The sequence below is a fragment of the Methylobacterium sp. D54C genome (assembly GCF_053345595.1).
In genome coordinates this window covers 67882-84389 of sequence record NZ_JBKFAK010000025.1, presented here as the reverse complement: position 1 = coordinate 84389, position 16508 = coordinate 67882, and the positions used below count along the sequence as shown (strand labels likewise).

The 16508-nt window shown below is 73.2% G+C and carries 11 protein-coding genes; 4 read left to right on the top strand and 7 right to left on the bottom strand.

Annotation, left to right across the window (positions count from 1 at the left end; translation table 11 throughout):
* The coding region (locus ACLBYB_RS28120) for a phosphopantetheine-binding protein (protein ID WP_447700738.1) at positions 1–549 on the top strand (549 nt) is incomplete at its 5' end.
* Entirely contained in the window at positions 546–4664 is a 4119-nt protein-coding gene (locus ACLBYB_RS28115; protein WP_447700737.1) for an amino acid adenylation domain-containing protein, read from the top strand. The genes ACLBYB_RS28120 and ACLBYB_RS28115, both read left to right, overlap by 4 nt.
* A gap of 287 nt (positions 4665–4951) precedes the next feature.
* Here the strand turns inward: ACLBYB_RS28115 and ACLBYB_RS28110 are convergent, their stop codons facing one another.
* From ACLBYB_RS28110 to ACLBYB_RS28090, 5 genes are all read right to left on the bottom strand, one after another.
* On the bottom strand, positions 4952–6988 hold the full coding sequence (locus tag ACLBYB_RS28110; RefSeq protein WP_091927680.1) for a TonB-dependent siderophore receptor: 2037 nt from the start codon (positions 6986–6988) through the stop codon (positions 4952–4954).
* 550 nt (positions 6989–7538) lie between these two features.
* Positions 7539–7826 carry a hypothetical protein gene (locus tag ACLBYB_RS28105; protein WP_020094334.1) on the bottom strand — a complete coding sequence of 96 codons (288 nt, stop codon included), beginning with the start codon at positions 7824–7826 and terminating at the stop codon, positions 7539–7541.
* A 98-nt stretch (positions 7827–7924) separates the two neighbouring features.
* The gene (locus ACLBYB_RS28100) at positions 7925–8269 is read right to left on the bottom strand and encodes an AtuA-related protein (protein WP_447700736.1); all 345 of its coding nucleotides are present in this window, start codon (positions 8267–8269) and stop codon (positions 7925–7927) included.
* 18 nt (positions 8270–8287) lie between these two features.
* Positions 8288–9625, bottom strand: a complete 1338-nt coding sequence (locus tag ACLBYB_RS28095) for an acyclic terpene utilization AtuA family protein (RefSeq protein WP_447700735.1) — start codon at positions 9623–9625, stop codon at positions 8288–8290.
* 26 nt (positions 9626–9651) lie between these two features.
* Entirely contained in the window at positions 9652–10977 is a 1326-nt protein-coding gene (locus ACLBYB_RS28090) for a CitMHS family transporter (RefSeq protein ID WP_447700734.1), read from the bottom strand.
* Positions 10978–11093: 116 nt separating this feature from the next.
* On the opposite strand from ACLBYB_RS28090, the gene ACLBYB_RS28085 reads away from it, so the two are divergent.
* Entirely contained in the window at positions 11094–12020 is a 927-nt protein-coding gene (locus ACLBYB_RS28085) for a LysR family transcriptional regulator (RefSeq protein ID WP_447700741.1), read from the top strand.
* A 16-nt stretch (positions 12021–12036) separates the two neighbouring features.
* Here the strand turns inward: ACLBYB_RS28085 and ACLBYB_RS28080 are convergent, their stop codons facing one another.
* Positions 12037–13857, bottom strand: coding sequence for an amidohydrolase (locus ACLBYB_RS28080; protein WP_447700733.1), 1821 nt, complete (start codon positions 13855–13857; stop codon positions 12037–12039).
* 319 nt (positions 13858–14176) lie between these two features.
* On the opposite strand from ACLBYB_RS28080, the gene ACLBYB_RS28075 reads away from it, so the two are divergent.
* Positions 14177–14449 carry a hypothetical protein gene (locus tag ACLBYB_RS28075; protein WP_020094328.1) on the top strand — a complete coding sequence of 91 codons (273 nt, stop codon included), beginning with the start codon at positions 14177–14179 and terminating at the stop codon, positions 14447–14449.
* Between the two features lie 228 nt (positions 14450–14677).
* Here ACLBYB_RS28075 and ACLBYB_RS28070 read toward each other — a convergent pair whose 3' ends face one another.
* Complete coding sequence (locus ACLBYB_RS28070; RefSeq protein ID WP_447700732.1) at positions 14678–16369, bottom strand: methyl-accepting chemotaxis protein; 1692 nt, start codon at positions 16367–16369, stop codon at positions 14678–14680.
* Positions 16370–16508: the final 139 nt, after the last annotated feature.

The window sequence follows — 16508 nt, the reverse complement described above, 5'->3', positions numbered from 1 at the left end:
GGCCCCGCGCGGCTCGTGGCCTACGCGGTGCCCGCGCCGGGCGCGCACCCCGACCCGCAGGAGCTGCGCCGCGCCCTGGCCCGCGACCTGCCCGAGGCCCTGGTGCCGGCCGCGATCGTCCTGCTCGACGCCCTGCCGCTCTCGACGAGCGGCAAGCTCGACGCCCGCGCCCTGCCCGAGCCCGACGCGGACGCGCCCGCCCGGGACGCCGACCCGCCGCGCACGGCGACCGAGCGGCGCCTCGCCGATCTCTGGGCCGCGGTGCTCGGCCTGCCCGGCCCCGACGCCGTCGCCCGGTCCGACACCTTCTTCGAGCGCGGCGGCGATTCCATCCTCGTCATGAAGCTCGTCGCCGCCGTCCAGGAGAGCCTGGGACCGCGCCTGCCGCTGCGCGCGGTCTTCGATCACCCGACGCTGGCGGATCTGGCCGCCCGGATCGACGCGGACGGCAGCACCGGCAGCACCGGCGGGGCCGGGGCGGCCGACCTCACCGACATGGAGAGCTGGCTCGACGCGATCGAGACGGCGGCAGGAGCGACGCGGACATGACCCTTCAGGCCACGCAGATCGCGCGACGCTTCGCCCGGCTCGCGCCGGAGCAGCGCCGGGCCTTCCTCGCCAAGCTCGCCGAGAACGGGATCGACTTCGCCACCCTGCCGATCGTCCCGGCGGACGGCGACAGGACGGCGCTGCCGCTCTCGGCGGCGCAGCGCGGCCTGTGGCTGACCTGGCAACGCGAGCCCCTGAGCCCGGCCTACAACCTGACCGGCATCGTCGAGATCGCCGGGACCCTCGATCCGGCGCGGCTCCAGGCCGCCGTCGACGACCTCGTGCGGCGCCACGAGCCGCTGCGCACCACCTTCGGGCTGGATCCGCAGGGCGAGCCGTGCCAGCGCGTCCACCCGGCCGCCCCGGTCCCGATCCGGGTCCGCGAGGGGCTCGACGCCGCCGGCAGCGACGCCCTCGCGGAGGCCCTGGCCCGCACGCCGTTCGATCTGGAGGCCGGCCCCCTGCTCCGCGTCGAGCTGCACCGCCTCGGGGACGGCACCGACCGGATCCTGCTCGGCCTGCACCACATCGCCGCCGACGGGCAGTCGATCCCCCTGCTGCTGCGCGACCTCGACGCCCTGTACGCGGCCCGGTCGCGGGAGGCGGGGGCCGACGGCCTGCCGCCGCTGCCCGTGCAGTACGCGGATTACGCCCTCTGGCAGCACGGCCGGCTCGAGGCCGGGGAGGCCGAGCGCCAAGCCGCGTACTGGCGCTCGGAGCTGGGCGCGTCCCCGGCCGAGACGCCGCTGCCCCTCGACCGGCCCCGCCGCGCGGAACGTGATGCGTCGGGCGGGATCCACGCGTTCCGGATCCCGCCCGGGGTGAGCGAGACCCTGCGGAGCCTCGCCCGCCGCGAGGGCGCGACGCCGTTCATGGCCGCCCTCGCGGGGTTCGCCCTGACGCTGGCCCGCTACGGCGACGGCGCGGACGTGCGCGTCGGCCTGCCGCTCGCCGACCGCGCGCGGCCCGAGACGCGCGGCATGGTCGGCCACCTGACGGGCGTCGGGGTCCTGCGGGCGCGGGTCGACCCGCGCGACGGGTTCCGCGTTCATCTCCGGCAGGTCCGCGATCGGCTTCTGGCCGCCCAGGCGCACGCCGACCTGCCGTTCGACCGGATCGTCGCGGCGTCGGCGACGGAGCGCCGGCCCGGACTCCACCCGCTGTTCCAGGTCAAGGTCACCGAGCAGGCCGCGCCCCCGCCCGACGCCCGGTTCGCCGGCCGGCCGATGCGGCTGCGCGGCCTCGACGGGGGCGACGTCCACTTCGATCTCAGCCTCGATCTCGTCGATTCCGCCGAGGGCCTGTGCGGCCGCTTGGCCTTCGCCCGCGACCTGTTCGACCCCGAGACCATCGCGGGCCTGGCCGAGGCCTTCGCGACGCTGCTCGCCGCGGCCGTCGCCGAACCCGACCGCCCGCTCTACGCGCTGGCGAGCCCCGCCCCGGCCGCGGCGACGGACCCGGCCGCGCTCGACGGGGTCGCGCTCGACGTGGTCGCGGCCTGGCGCGCCCGCGCGGCCGAGGCGCCGGAGGCGCCCGCCCTGCGGCAGGGCCGGCGCTCCCACAGCCGGGCCGAGCTGGATGCCGCCTCGGACCGCCTCGCCGCGCGGCTGGCCGCAGACGGGGCGAGGTCGGAGACGCGGGTCGCCCTCCATCTCGGCCGCGGCCCCGAATGGGTGCTCGGCCTCCTGGCGATCCTCAAGACCGGCGCCGCCTACGTGCCGATCGATCCCGGCCTCCCGGCCGCCCGCCGGGCCGACCTCGTGGCCGAGTGCGGGGCCTGCCTCGTCCTGGGCGAGCCGGTCCCGGGCGACCGGCCCGACCGGCCGGTGATCGCGGCGCGCTTCGACCCGGCCGAGGACGCAGCGGCCCCGCCCTTCGCGGCCGCGCCGCCGCATCCCGACGCGGCGGCCTACATCCTCTACACCTCGGGTTCCACGGGCCGGCCCAAGGGGGTCGTCGTGACCCGCGGCGGCCTCGCGCAGTACGTGGCCGGGATGCTCGCGCGCGTCGGCCTGCCCGTCGGCGGCCGCGTCGCGATGGCCTCGACCGTTGCGGCCGACCTGGGCAACACCGTGCTGTTCGGCGCGCTGGCCGGCGGCTCGGAACTCGACCTCCTCGACCACGAGACCGCCCTCGACCCCGACCGCTTCGCCGCCGCGGTCGGGGGGGACGCGGCCGGGGGCCGGAGGATCGACGCCCTGAAGATCGCGCCGAGCCACCTCGGCGCGCTGCTCCAGGCGGCCGACCCCGCCGCCGCGCTGCCAGAACGGCTCATCATCCTCGGCGGCGAGGCGCTGCGCTGGCCCCTCGTCGACCGGATCGCCGCGCTGAAGCCCGGCTGCCGGGTGGTCAACCATTACGGGCCGACCGAGGCGACGGTCGGCGCGCTGTGCCAGGAGGTCCGCGCGGGGGCGGAACACCGGGGCGGTGCGCTCGGCCCGGAGGACGGGGCCGTACGCTGGGCCGGCGGCGCGCCTATCGGGACGCCGCTCCCGGGCGTCCGCGCGCGCGTGCTCGACGGATTCCTCGCACCGGTGCCGCCGGGGGCGACGGGGGAGCTCTACCTCGGCGGGCCGCAGGTCGCGCGGGGCTATCTCGACCGGCCGGGCCTCACCGCCGAGCGGTTCGTTCCGGACCCGCACGCCGGCCCCGGGGCGCGCCTCTATCGGACCGGCGACCGCGTCCGGCTTCTCCGCGACGGCAGCCTCGCCTTCGTGGGCCGGGCCGACGACCAGGTGAAGATTCGGGGCCATCGGGTCGAGCCCGGCGAGGCGGCCGCGGCCCTGCGCGAGCTTCCGGGAATCCGCGACGCCGCCGTCATCGCGCTCGCCGAACCGGAGGCCGACGGGGCGGAGGGCCCGCGCCTCGCCGGCTACGTCGTGGCCGACCCGGACCTCGACCTCGCCGCGGTCGACGCCCGGCTCGCCGAGCGCCTGCCGCCGGCCCTCGTGCCGACGAGCCTGACCCGGCTCGACGCGCTGCCCCTGACCCCCAACGGCAAGCTCGACCGGCGCGCCCTGGCTTCGCTGGAGGCGGCGCGCGGGACGGACGGAAAGGATCCGCCCCGGGACGGGACGGAACGGGCACTCGCCGCCCTCTGGGCCGACCTCCTCGGCCTGGATCCGTCCGCGATCGGCCGCCACGACGCCTTCGCCGACCTCGGCGGCGACTCGATCCTGAGCCTGAAGATGCTCGCGCGCATCCGCCGACAGGGCGTCGCGGGGGGCAAGACCCTCACCCTCGCCCAGATCCTCGGCGCGAAGAGCCTCGCCGACCTCGCCGAACGCGTCGCGCCGGCGGCTCCGCGCGGGCCGGAGATCGTCCATCTCCGCCGCGAGGGCGGACGGATTCCGCTTTTCTGCGTCCCCGGCCTGATCGCCAACGCGACCGAGTTCGCCGCGCTGGCCGCGCGGCTCGGCCCGGAGCGGCCGGTCCACGGCTTCGTCAGCCACGTCTACACGGAGGCGCGCTGGCAGGGGTACGATGTGCCCGCGCTGAGCGGCGCCTACGCGGACTGCATCGCCGCGCACGCGCCGGGCGGCCGGTGCGCGCTGGTCGGCTGGTCGTCCGGCGGCGACCTCGCCTACGAGACCGCGCGCCGTCTCGACGGGCGCGTGCGCGTCGACTTCCTGGGCCTCGTGGACGTGTTCGAGTCGGTGCCCTTCGCGGCGCCGCGGGCTCTGGACGCGGAGGCGCGGGCGCTGGCCGCGCGGCGGCGCGCGGACTGGCTGAAGGGCTCGCGGATGGCCGAGCAGTGGCGCGGGCTGATCGCCCGCATGGACGCGGACGAGCGGGAGGCGCTCGACGCCTACCTCATCGACAACCCGGAGCTGCCCGCGGACGGGCCCGACCTGACGGCGCGCGAGTTCGAGCTGTGGGCCCTCCTGGACAAGCGCGTGCGGGCCAAGCGCCACGCCTTCGCGCCGCTGGCGCGGCCCGTGCACGTCTTCCAGGCCGCGGATTCGCTGACGCGACCGGAGCGCCTGCGCGACTGGAGCGCGCTGGCGCCGGTCGCGGACCTGAGGATCATTCCCGGCGCGCGGCACCTGGACATCCTCCGGAGCACCGCGTTCCAGGACGCGTTCGCCGAGGCCCTCGACGCGGCCGAAGCCTGATCCGGGCGAGGGCCCTTCCGCGAGGGCCCGCGTCGATCCCGACAGGACGGCGCCGATCTCCGCTCCCGCGCGCGGGACGAGGGGCCGCGGCGGCGGCGGGGACCCGGAGCGCGCGGTGCGTCCGGTCCGCGGCGGGCGCAGGGATGCGTCGGATCAGGGACCGCGCGCTGATCCGGCCGGGGCCGACGCTGGCGGGGTCACGGCGGCTGTCCGACGCGGATGCCCGGGCGCGGTCCCGCCGCGTCCGGACCCGCCGCCCCGCGTGGGGGCGACCGCCGGCGAGAGGCTCACCACCGGTATGTGAGCGTCCCGAACACGTTGCGCGGCTCGCTGTACCGGCAGCCATTCACCGTGACGCAGGTGACGTAGGAATGGTCGAGGACGTTGCGGGCGTTGATCTGGGCGCGCCACCCCTTGAGGCTCGGGTCGGCGACGCCGAAATCGTAGAGCGCCACGAGGTCGAACAGGGTCGCCGCGCGCGAGTCGAAGGTCGCGCCCGAGATGTTCGAGCTGCCGACGTAGCGCACGCCGCCGCCGAGCCGCAGGCCCGGGATCCCGAACAGGCCCATGTCGTAGGTGCCGAACACGCCGGCTTGGTTGTAGGGCACGAGGTCGAGGCGCTGGTTGAAGTTCGCCGCGACCGTGGTCCGCGTCTGCCGGGCATCGGTGTACGAGTAGGAGGCGACCGCCTCCAGCGGGCCGAAATTCGTCCGCGCCTCGGCCTCGAAGCCCTGCGAGCGGACCTGCCCGGCCTGCGTGCTGAAGACCGGGTTGACCGGGTCCGCCACCAGCGCGTTCGTCTGGTTGATCCGGTAGAACGCGGCGCTGAGCAGGGTGTCGGCGCCCGGGACCTCCCAGCGCAGGCCGCCCTCGTACTGCTCGCCGAGCGACGGCTGGAAGGGATTGCCGTTCCGGTCGGTGACCGCGAAGGTCTGGAAGGACTGGCTGTAGGAGACGTAGGGCGCCAGCCCGTAATCGCCGAGATAGAGCAGGCCGAGCCGCCCGCTGAAGGCGCTGTCGTTCTGATCGAGCTGCGCGCCGGTGCGGTAGGTGAGGACCTGCGTGCGCGCGAAGTCCTGGCGGCCGCCGGCCAGGAAGACGAAGCGGTCGAACCTGACCTGATCCTGGACGTAGATACCGACTTGGTCGAGCAGGCTCTTCGAGCCGGTGTTGATCGCGTAATTGATCCGCGGGTAGGTCAAGCCGTAGACCGGGGCGTAGACGTTCAGATTGCCGACGGTGCCGTTGGTGTAGCGCTCCGAGTTCAGGAAGCTGCGGTAGTAGTCGATGCCGGTCAGCAGCGTGTGCGCGGTCGGGCCGATGACGAACTTCGTCTCGAGCGAGGTGTCCGACGCCACGCCCGTCGCGTTCTCGTTGCGCATGCTGACGCCGCGCGTCGCGACCTGCCGGTTCGCCAGCAGGGATGTCGGGGTCAGGTAGTCCCAGTCGACCCCCGACTGGTAGTAGCGCAGGGCGTGGCGCAGCCGGACCGAGTCTGAGAAGGCGTGGTCGATCTGGTAGCCGATCGCGCCCGACCGGGAATCGTACCGGTCGAAGGCGGGCTCGCCGTAGAACCGGTCGATGGCGAAGCGGGGGAACCGGCCGTTGGGCAGCAGCGTGCCGACCGCCGAGAGCGGCGGCTGGAAGCGCGTGTGGATCTCCTGATAGTAGCCGAGCAGCGTGACGGAGGTCGCCGTCGACGGCCGCCACGTGATCGCGGGCGCGATGTAGCGCTTGTCGTCGGGCGTGTACGCGAGATAGCTGTCGCTGTTCCGGATCAGGCCGGTCAGCCGGTACGACCACGCGCCGTCGTCGGTGAGCGGTCCGGTGAAATCGCCCGACACTTCCTTGCGATTGTACTGGCCGAAGCTGACGTTCATCTCGTTGAACGGCGTCTGGAGCGGATGCTTGCTGACGGCGTTGACGATGCCGCCGGGCGAGAGCTGGCCGTACAGGATCGACGCCGCGCCCTTGAGGACCTCCAGGCGCTCCAGCCCGTACGGCTCCTGCGTCCCGTCATAGACGCCCGATTGCAGCTTCAGGCCGTCGCGCAGCAGCCCCGAGTTGCCCGCCTCGACGGTGAAGCCGCGGATCGTGAAGCCGTCGGAGACCTTGGCGAAGCCGCCCACGGCCTGGCTGCTCAGGCCGGGCGTGTAGGCCAGGGCCTCGGCCAGCGTCGAGGCCCCCTCGTCGCGTATCTGACGGGCGCCCACGACGTTGATCGTCTGCGGCGTCTCGATGATCGGCGTGTCCGTCTTCGTGCCGGACGCGCTCGCCTTGGCGACGTAACCGTTGACCGGCCCGGTCGCCGTGTTGGGCGACAATCCTCCCTGTCCGACAACCTGGATCTCGTCGAGGGTGACAGCAGTCTGCCCGCCGCTCACCGGCTGCGCGGCCAATTCGTCGGCGGGCAACGAGATACCGACGGCCGCCGACAGCAGGAGCGGCCCCCAATACGGGAGGCGCTTCTGTGGTCGATCGGACGGAGCGGGAGCGAAATCGACGCACATGCAGGCAACTCTTGGGCGCTGCAGCCGCCGCGGTCGGATTCGGCTGCGAGACCTCCATCTGCGCGGCCGCCGCACAGGAACGCAATAGGTCAAGCTCGCCTGTGAGCCTATAACGGCAGTTCAGTTGCAGATCAGAGACAAAATCAACATGTAATAATTCTAATTTGCGAGATTTCCCCGGACCGACCCGTCGGGACGAGTCGCGTGAGATCGGCGGAAAAGAGTTGCGCGCAACCTCTCTACTGCGATGTGCTAGTCCTCGCAGGACAACCCGGTAGGGATGGCGGGATCGACGTGATCCGTGACGCGGGCGCGGGAGCCCGCCGAACATCGCCCGGCTCGGGGCCCGGCTGGGCGCCCGCTCTCAGACGGCCCAGTCCGCCGCCAGCGCGGCGGCCGCGTACCGGGCGCGCGCCGCGGCGTCGCGCGGGAGCCCGGCGCGCTCGCACCACGCCGCGAAGATCTCCGGCTCGACCGGCACGCGCACGACCTCGACGCCGCTGCGCTGCACCTCCCGTTCCATCTGCTCCGTGGCGACGCGCCAGGTCTCGTAGTCGGGGGGCAGCTTGGCGCCGTCCGCGAGGCTGGTGCGCAGGGCTGGGTACTGCTCCGGGGTGTACCAGGGCAGTCCGACGCGGCGGGGGCGGTCCATCTGGGCTCTTCGAACGGTCACGCTGAACGACCGTCAACGGTCATGGGCGGCCTCTGGTTCGAACCCGCATCGCGATCAGGCCCCGGCGGCCTCGACCCTCACCGTCTCGGGCTTCCGCGTGCGGCTCGGCCGGCGCCGAGGTCCGGGATGTCCAGATCGAGGAGCGCGGCGCCGAGGCCCTTGCCGTGCGCGTCGAGGGCCAGGGAGCGGGTGACGCCGCCGCCGAGCGCGCCCGTGAGCACGAAGTTCAGCGCCCCGAGCTTCGGCAGCGCGTAGCGGGTCACGTCGCCGGTCACGATCCCGCGGAAATGCGCCCGCACCCGCTCGGCCGTGACGTGCGCCGCGAGGTGCTCGTAATCGGCCGCGTCGTAGGCGATCAGCGCGATGTTCGACGTGTTGCCCTTGTCGCCCGTGCGGGCATGGGCGAGCGTGCGCAGCTTCATCCTCGGGTCTCCCGGCTCTCAGGCTTCGACGACGTGCACGCGCGGCCGGGCGAGGGCGGCCGGGACGAGGACCGACTGCACCGCCACCACCTCGCGGGCCGATTTCCAGGCGCCGCCGCCGCCGGCCGGGCCGTTGGTGTAGAGCGTCTCGACCTCGTTGCCGATCCGCACGGCCTCGGCGTGGGTCTCGGTCCGCCCGGCGACCCGCAGGCGGACCTCGTAGGGCTCCCGCCCGCCCGACAGCGCCGCGCCGTGGAGCGCGTCGACGCCGATCAGGTCGCAGCGCAGCTCGGTCGTCGCCACGCCGGTGAGGGCGAGGCGCTCGCGCACCACCGACAGGGCGAGCCGGCCGCGGGCCAGGGCGCCGGGCCCGGCGTAGGAGATCTGCCCCTCGCCGATATAGGAATCCACGTACCCGACCGAGACCTTCAGGAGGCCCGTCGCCGGCGCGCCCGTCGCGCCGCGCACCCGGACGCGGTCGGGGCCGACCTGCTCCATCTCGACATCGGAGAAGTCGCCGACCACGTCCGGCTGGATGTAGCGCGCCGGGTCGTGCACCTCGTAGAGCAGCTGCTCCTTGCAGGTGGCGAGGCTGATCCGACCGCCCGAGCCCGCGACCTTCGTGATCTCGACCGTGCCGTCCTCGGCCACGATTCCGATGGGGAAGCCGAGGCGCGCGAGGTCCGGTACGTCCTTGCAGCCCGGATCGGCGAAGTAGCCGCCGGTGATCTGGCCGGCGCATTCGAGGAGGTGGCCCGCGAGGGTGCCGCGGCCCAGGCGCTCCCAGTCGTCCATCGCCCAGCCGAAGGCGTGCACCAGGGGGGCCAGGAACAGGGCCGGGTCGCCGACGCGGCCGGTGATGACTACGTCGGCGCCGTCCGCGAGGGCGGCCACGATCGGCGCCGCGCCGAGATAGGCGTTCGCCGAGACGACGCGGTTGCCGAGGCCGGCGACCGGTTCGCCGCTCTCCTCCAGGACGAAGTCGCCCGCCCGCACCGCGTCGAGCAGGTCGTCGCCGGTCACCGCGGCGATCCGCAGGCCGGCGAGGCCCAGCTCCCGCGCGAGCGCCCCGGCCTTCCGGGCGGCGGCGACCGGGTTGGCCGCGCCCATGTTGGTGACGATGCGGATGCCGCGGGCCCGGCACGGCCCGAGCACGGCCCGCAGGCGCGCCTCCAGCAGCGGATCGTAGCCGCACTCGGGGTCGCGCAGCTTCGCCTGCTGCGCCAGCGCGATGGTGCGCTCGGCGAGGCACTCGAACACGAGGTAGTCGAGGTCGCCGCGCTCGGCGAGTTCGACGGCGGGCTCGATGCGGTCCCCGGCATAGCCGGCGCCGGCACCGAGGCGGACGGTTCTCATGGCGCGCTCTCCGCTGTCAGAGGGGTTCAGATGGGGAAGACGCCGAAGACGACGCAGGCGAGGGTCATCACCACCGAGGCCGCCAGCAGGAACGGGAAGGTGAATCTCTGGTGGTCGGCGAGGTCGATCCCGGTCAGGCCGCAGACCAGGAAGGTCGCGGGCGTCAGCGGGCTGACGGGGAAGCCCGTCGTCATCTGGCCGAGCAGCGCCCCCTGGGCGACCTGCACCGGCGGGACGCCGAGCTGGTGGGCCACCTCCGCCACCACCGGCAGGACGCCGAAGTAGAACGAGTCCGGGTCGAACAGCATCGACAGGGGCATCGACACGAGGCCGAGCCCGAAGGGGATGTGGCGCCCCATCTCGGGGGGCACGAAGGTGACGGCCGTCTGGGCCATGGCCCTGAGCATGCCGCTGCCCTGCATGATCCCGGTGAACACGCCGGCGGCGAGGAGGATCGAGGCCATCAGGATCGCGGCCCTGGCGTGCGCGTCGACGCGCTGCCGCTGGGCGTCGACCTGCGGGTAGTTGATGACCAGCGCGAGCGCCGTGCCGAGCATGAACATCAGCGCCGGCGGCACCTTCTCGGCCAGGAACACCATCGTCCCGAGGACCGCGGCCGTGAGGACGATGTTGATCCAGAAGCGGTCGGGCCGGCGCAGGGCCCGCTCCGCGTCGCTGAGGGTCCGGGCGGTCGTGGCCGGGCCGGGCGCGGCTCCCGCGGACCCCGTCGCCCCGGGGACGAGAGCCAGACGGCGCTCCTCCCGCAGGCCGAGCCAGTACGAGGCGGCGAAGATGAAGACGAGCCCGACCGCCTGAACCGGCACGAGGGGCGAGAAGATCTCGGGGATCGGCAGCTTGAGGGCCGCGGAGGCGCGGATCATCGGCCCGGTCCAGGGTAGGAAGTTCACGCCCGCCGCCATCGAGGCGGCGCAGGCCAGGATGCGCCGGTCGATGCCGACGCGGTCGTAGAGCGGCAGCATCGCCGGGATGGTGATCAGGAACGTCACCGCGCCCGACCCGTCGAGGTGGATCAGCAGCGCCAGCAGGGTGGTGCCGGGCACGATCCGGGTGGGGCGGGTGCCGACCCGGGCGAGGATCCGGTCGATGATCGGGTCGAGCATCCCGGCATCGCTGACGATGCCGAAGAACAGGATCGCGAACACGAACATGCCGACGACGCCCGCGAGGCTCTGCAGGCCCGCGAGGACGAACTTGCCGGTGTCGAATCCGAACCCGCCGATCAGGGCAGCCGCGACCGGGATGACGATCAGCGCCACGAGGGGCGACATCCGCTTGGTCAGGATGACGGCGAGCAGCAGCGCGATCGTGCACAGGCCGAGCAGGGCCAGCATCCGTTCCTCCCGTTGGCGCCGGCGCGGTTCGGATCCGCGCCTGTATCGGGTCAGGAAACGGCGGAATACTTCATGACACAATTGAAAAGATCGGATTGCAGCGATAGCCTGAGATGATGGATCTGAATCTGCGGCAGGTGCGGGCCTTCGTGACCGTCGTCCAGGCCGGCAGCTTCACCCGCGCGGCCGCCCTGCTGAACCTGTCGCAGCCCGCCCTGACGGTTCAGATCCAGCGCCTGGAGGAGATGCTCGACGGGCGGCTCCTCGACCGGACCAGCCGCACCGTCGCGCCGACGCGGCTCGGCCGCGAGCTGCTGCCCGTGTTCGAGCGGGTGCTGCGCGACCTCGACGCCGTGGTGGTCGACACCCGCGACCTCGCGGCACGGCGCCACGGGGTCGTGCGCGTCGCGACGCTGCCGTCCTTCGCGGCGAGCGTGCTGTCCGACGCGATCGTCCGCTTCCGCGCCGAGCACCCCGCCGTGACGTTTCGGATCAAGGACGTCATCGCGCAGCGGGTGCTCGACCTCGTGCGCGACGAGGAGGCGGATCTCGGCATCGTCGGCGGCGACGTCCGCGATCCGGAGATCGGCGTCCTGCACCGGACGCGCGACGCCCTGCACGTGATCTATCCCGCCGATCACCCGATCGGCGCGCTGCCCCAGGTCACGATCGCGGCGCTCGCCGAGCACCCCCTGATCCTGATGGACCCGGCCACGAGCGTGCGGGCGGTGGTCGACCGCGCCTTCGTTGGCTCGGGCCGCCTGCCCCGCGTGGCCTGCGAGGCCACCTACATGATGACCGCCGTCAGCATGGTCCGGGCCGGCCTCGGCCTGACGATCCTCCCGGGCGCGGCGCGGGAGATCCGGGCCGAGCCCCTGCTCCGTTCGCGGCCGATCGACGACCCGCTGTTCGAGCGTCCGGTCTGCCTGATCAAGAAGGCCGGGCGGACGATGCCGCCTGCGGCCGAGGCGTTCTGCCGGTTGGTGGCGGACCGGCTCGCGGATCCGGGCGGGACGGCCGCCGGCGCCGCGCCGGGCCCCTGACCGGTCGGCCAGCTCCTCAGGCCCGGTGCCGCACGACGCCGTCCATCATGGTCAGGGCGACCTTGGTCCGGTGGATCTCGTGCGGATCGATCGTCAGGATGTTGCGGTCGAGGACGATCAGGTCGGCGCGCTTGCCCACCTCCACCGACCCGATCCTGTCGTCCATGCGGAGCTGGTAGGCGGCGCCCATCGTGTTGGCGTGGATCGCCTCCGCGACCGTCAGGCGCTCGTCGGCGGGGCTCAGCACGGGCGCGTCCGGCCGGCCGACCAGCTGCCGCGTCACGCCGACCTGGATCGACGTGAGGGGCTCGTAGGTCGAGACGTAGCCGGCAGCCGGCCAGTCCGTGCCGAAGGAGACCCGCCCGCCCTGCTTCAGGATCGTCCTGGTCCGGTACATCCGGCTGGCGCGGTGCGCGCCGTAGCGCGCCATCATGTTCTGCAGCGTGTCGGGGTCGGCCGACGACCAGTTGGCCGAGAACTGCGCGGTCACGCCGAGCCGGGCGAAGCGGGGCGCGTCGCTGTCCTCGACATAGACCAAGTGGGCGATGGCGTGCCGCCGGTCGCGGGCCGGGTTGTTCGCCACGGCCTTCTCGATCGCGTCGAGGGCGACGCGGGCGGTCCGCTCGCCGCAGGCGTGGACGTGGACGTCGAAGCCCGCCGCGTCGACCGCGCCGACGAGGTCGTGCCACTGCGCCTCGGTGAAGGGCGACCCTCCGGTCGAGTCGGGCAGGTCGGCGTAGGGCTCGATCAGCCACGCCGTGTAGCCGCCCTGCGAGCCGTCGCCGACGATCTTCACGATGTCGACGTGCACGAGCTCGCCGGAGACCTGCCGACGCACGGCGTTGAACTGCTCGACCGTGTCGTCGATCGGCAGCGACTTCACCGAGTAGGAGGCGGAGACGCGGAACGGCAGCGTGCCGCGCTTCTCGGCCTCCACGTAGAGCGCGATGATGGCGGCCTGATCGCTGCCGACGGGCGGGACGCCCGCGTCGAAGACCGTGGTGATGCCGGCGGCCGCGGCCTTGGGCAGCCAGCCCTCCAGCAGGCTGCCCATGGCGGCGACGCTGATGGGTTCCACGGCGTTGACCAGCCCGAGGACCGCGTTGACCTCGAGCACGTAGCCGGTGGGGTCGCCCTTCTGGTCGCGCGCGTAGTAGCTGAAGCGCGGGATCGGGTCGGGCGTGTCCCGGTCGACGCCGGCCATCGCCAGCGCCTTGGAATTGGCCCACAGGCTATGCCCGTCGATGGCGAAGAAGAAGGCCGGCCGGTCCGGCAGGATGGCGTCGAGTTCGGCCCGGTTGGGGCCCTCCGGGGGAAACATGTCGACGCGCCACCCGAAGCCGCGGATCGGCCCGGTCGGATGCGCCTTCGCGTAGGCCTCGATGGCCGCGAGGACCTGGTCGAGGTTCTCGCGCTGCAGGTCGACCCCAGACGTCAGGAACGCGCCGAGGAAGGGGTGGGTGTGGCCCTCGACGAAGCCGGGCATCAGCAGCCGGCCCTGGAGATCCACCACCTGCGTGGCCGGGCCGGCCAGCGCCAGCGCGCCGGCCGCGTCACCGACATGGACGATGGTGTTGCCGCGCACCGCGACCGCCTCGGCCCAGGGGGCCGGCCCCGCTACCGTGTAGACCGGGCCGTTGTGGAACACGACGTCGGCGGGCCCCGCCGCGGCCGCGCGACCGCTCCCCGGTTCGGCGCGGGCGCCCGTCGGGACGAGGTCCAGCGCGAGCGCCGTCGCGGTGATGGCCGCGCCCGACCGCAGCACCGCGCGCCGATTGACGGCGCGCCCGCCCCCGAAGGCCTGGAAATGGGGCGCCCAGTCACACGCGACGCACATGCGAGGCTCCCTGTTCCCGGATCCGCTCCCGACGGGACCCGATCCCGCTCTTGTAAAGACTTAGCTAATATTTATTAGCGATCGACTAAGATCCGACTGGATAGATTTCGCCCGATGATCGCGCGATAGGATCGGACCGACCGGGCCGGCAGCCGAACCGGTCCGCCAAGCGATCGCTCCGAGCGCAGTCGGGACTCTATCGGCCAGTCGGATTACGGTGGATAGTGGAGCCATCCGGCTCACGACTGGACGAAGGCGGTTTCGGGAGGCGACGGATACTGCCAAGCTGTTTCACGCGCGCTCGACGACGGGAGGTACGATGACCCGAACCCTCTTCCGCTCCGCGGGCCTGGCCCTGCTGAGCCTGGCCGTCCCGGCCACCCTCGCGGCCCAGGGCCTAGCGCCCGACCAGACCGGCACGGGTGGCGGCCCGGCCACGACGATCACGGCGCCGAACACCAACAGCCTCGGCGTGACCAAACCCCCCGGCACGTCCCTCGGTCCGGGCGAGGTGCCGCCGCGCGCCGTGCAGGAGCACGAGCGCGCCCGGCTCAACAAGATCGAGCGCAGCATCTGCGACGGCTGCAACTGAGCGCGGGCGGGGCTGCCCGATCCCCGGGCCGACCGGCGCGTCGACCCGCGGGGCCTCACGCGGGCGGCGGTCCCGGTCGTTGTGCACCGTTCCGGAATATAGATCCGGGAGACAGACGCTCCGGCGGGGCAGCCACGCCATGCCCCCTCTACCGTGCGGGAGAGGGGCCCGCACCGCGGACGGCACGGGCTCGGCGATTGCCCCGTCGCGCCTCGATCGGGCGCAGCTCTAGGCGGCCCGGACCTCGTCCAGGAAGCTGCGGACGGCCCGGCTGAGCCCGTCGGACCGGACCGCGAGGGTGCGCGCGGCGTCGAGAACCTGCGTCGCGGCCGATCCGGTCTCGCCGGCCCCCTCGCGCACCGATCCGATATGGCCCGTGACCTGCCGGGTCCCGTGCGCGGCCGCCTGGACGTTCCGCGCGATCTCGCGCGTGGCCGCGCCCTGCTCCTCGATCGCCGAGGCGATGTGGGTGGCGATGCCCGACATGTCGTCGATCGTGCGGCTCACGCCGTGGACCGCCTCCACCGCGCCCCGCGTGGCGGACTGGATCGCGCCGATCCGGGCGGAGATCTCCTGGGTCGCCCGGGCCGTCTGCTCGGCCAGCGTCTTGACCTCGGCGGCCACCACCGCGAAGCCGCGGCCGGCCTCGCCGGCGCGCGCCGCCTCGATGGTGGCGTTGAGGGCGAGCAGGTTGGTCTGGCTCGCCACGCCCGAGATCAGGCCGGCCGCCGCGCCGATCCGGTCGGCGCTGTCGGACAGCTCCCGGATGATGGTGCCGGTCTCCTGCGCGCGGGCGATGGCCGAGGCGGCGATCTCGACCGAATGGGTCACCTGCCCGCTGATCTCCTGCACGGAGGCCGCCATCTCCTCGGTCGCGCTCGCGACCTGCTGGACGTTACCGGAGGTCTGCTCGGCGGCGACCGAGACGCTCGCCGCGAGGGTGTTGGTCTGCGCGGCGATCTCGGTCATCGAGGCGGCGGTCGCCTCCATCTCGGTGGCGGCGGCGGTCAGCTCGTCCGTGAGCGCCCCGGCCTCCCGCTCGAAACCGCGGGTGATGCGGTCGAGCAGCTCGGCGCGGCGCATCTTGGCGGCGTCGGCCTCGGCCTGGAGGGCGGCCAGCCGCCGCGCCTCGATCCCCGAATCCTTGAAGACCTGCACGGCGTCGGCGATCTGGCCGATCTCGTTCCGCTCGCCCTGGTGCGGGATCGCGACCGCGAGGTCCCCGGCCGCCAGCCGCCGCATCGGTTCCAGCACGGCGCGGACACTGGCGGCGATGCTCCGCACGATCAGCGCACCGAGCGCGGTCGCGAGCACGAGGGCGATGGCGCCGATCGCCAGCATGAGCCGCTTCGCGCCGGAGGCGGCGGCCGCTCCCTGGGCGATCGCCGTCTCGCCGCTGGCGTTGTTGAGCGCCACGATCTCCTCGAGCGCCTGGGAGGCCGCCTTGATGTGGGGGCGGACGCCGACCAAGCTCTCGCGTAGCGCCAGATCCTTGCGGCCCGTCCGCGAGTATTCCAGCACGGCCGGGATCGCCGCGAGGTAGCTCTTCCATTCCCGGTCGAACACGTCGAAGAGCGCGCGCTCCTTCGGACCGTCGATCAGCGGCGCGTAGTTGCGCATCGCCGCGGCCACCGCCTCCGTCTTCTTCGCCAGGGCCGCCTCCTCGGCCCGCATGTGGGCGGCCTCGGGATAGAGGATGTGGTTCACGACGCTGACGCGCACGTCGATCACGTTGCCGCGCAGCTCGCCGGCGTAGCGCACGCTGGGCAGGGTGCCGTTGCCGAGGCGGATCTGGTCCTCGGCGAGATCGCCGACGGCGTGCAGGCCCACGCCGCCGACGAGGAGCAGACAGACGATGAGCAGCCCGAGTGCTCCGACCAGCCGGTGCTGGATCGAGAGTTTCGCGAACCAAGCTTTCATTGTCCGAGCGCAGCTCCAGAGCGGGGCCACCAAGATGGAAGCGCGACGATAAGATTCCGTTACGGGATCTGTTGCTGATGCTCTCACAAGCAGATCGCCCAAATCAATTTTCAGTTGAACTCTTCGCGCCCATCATTTT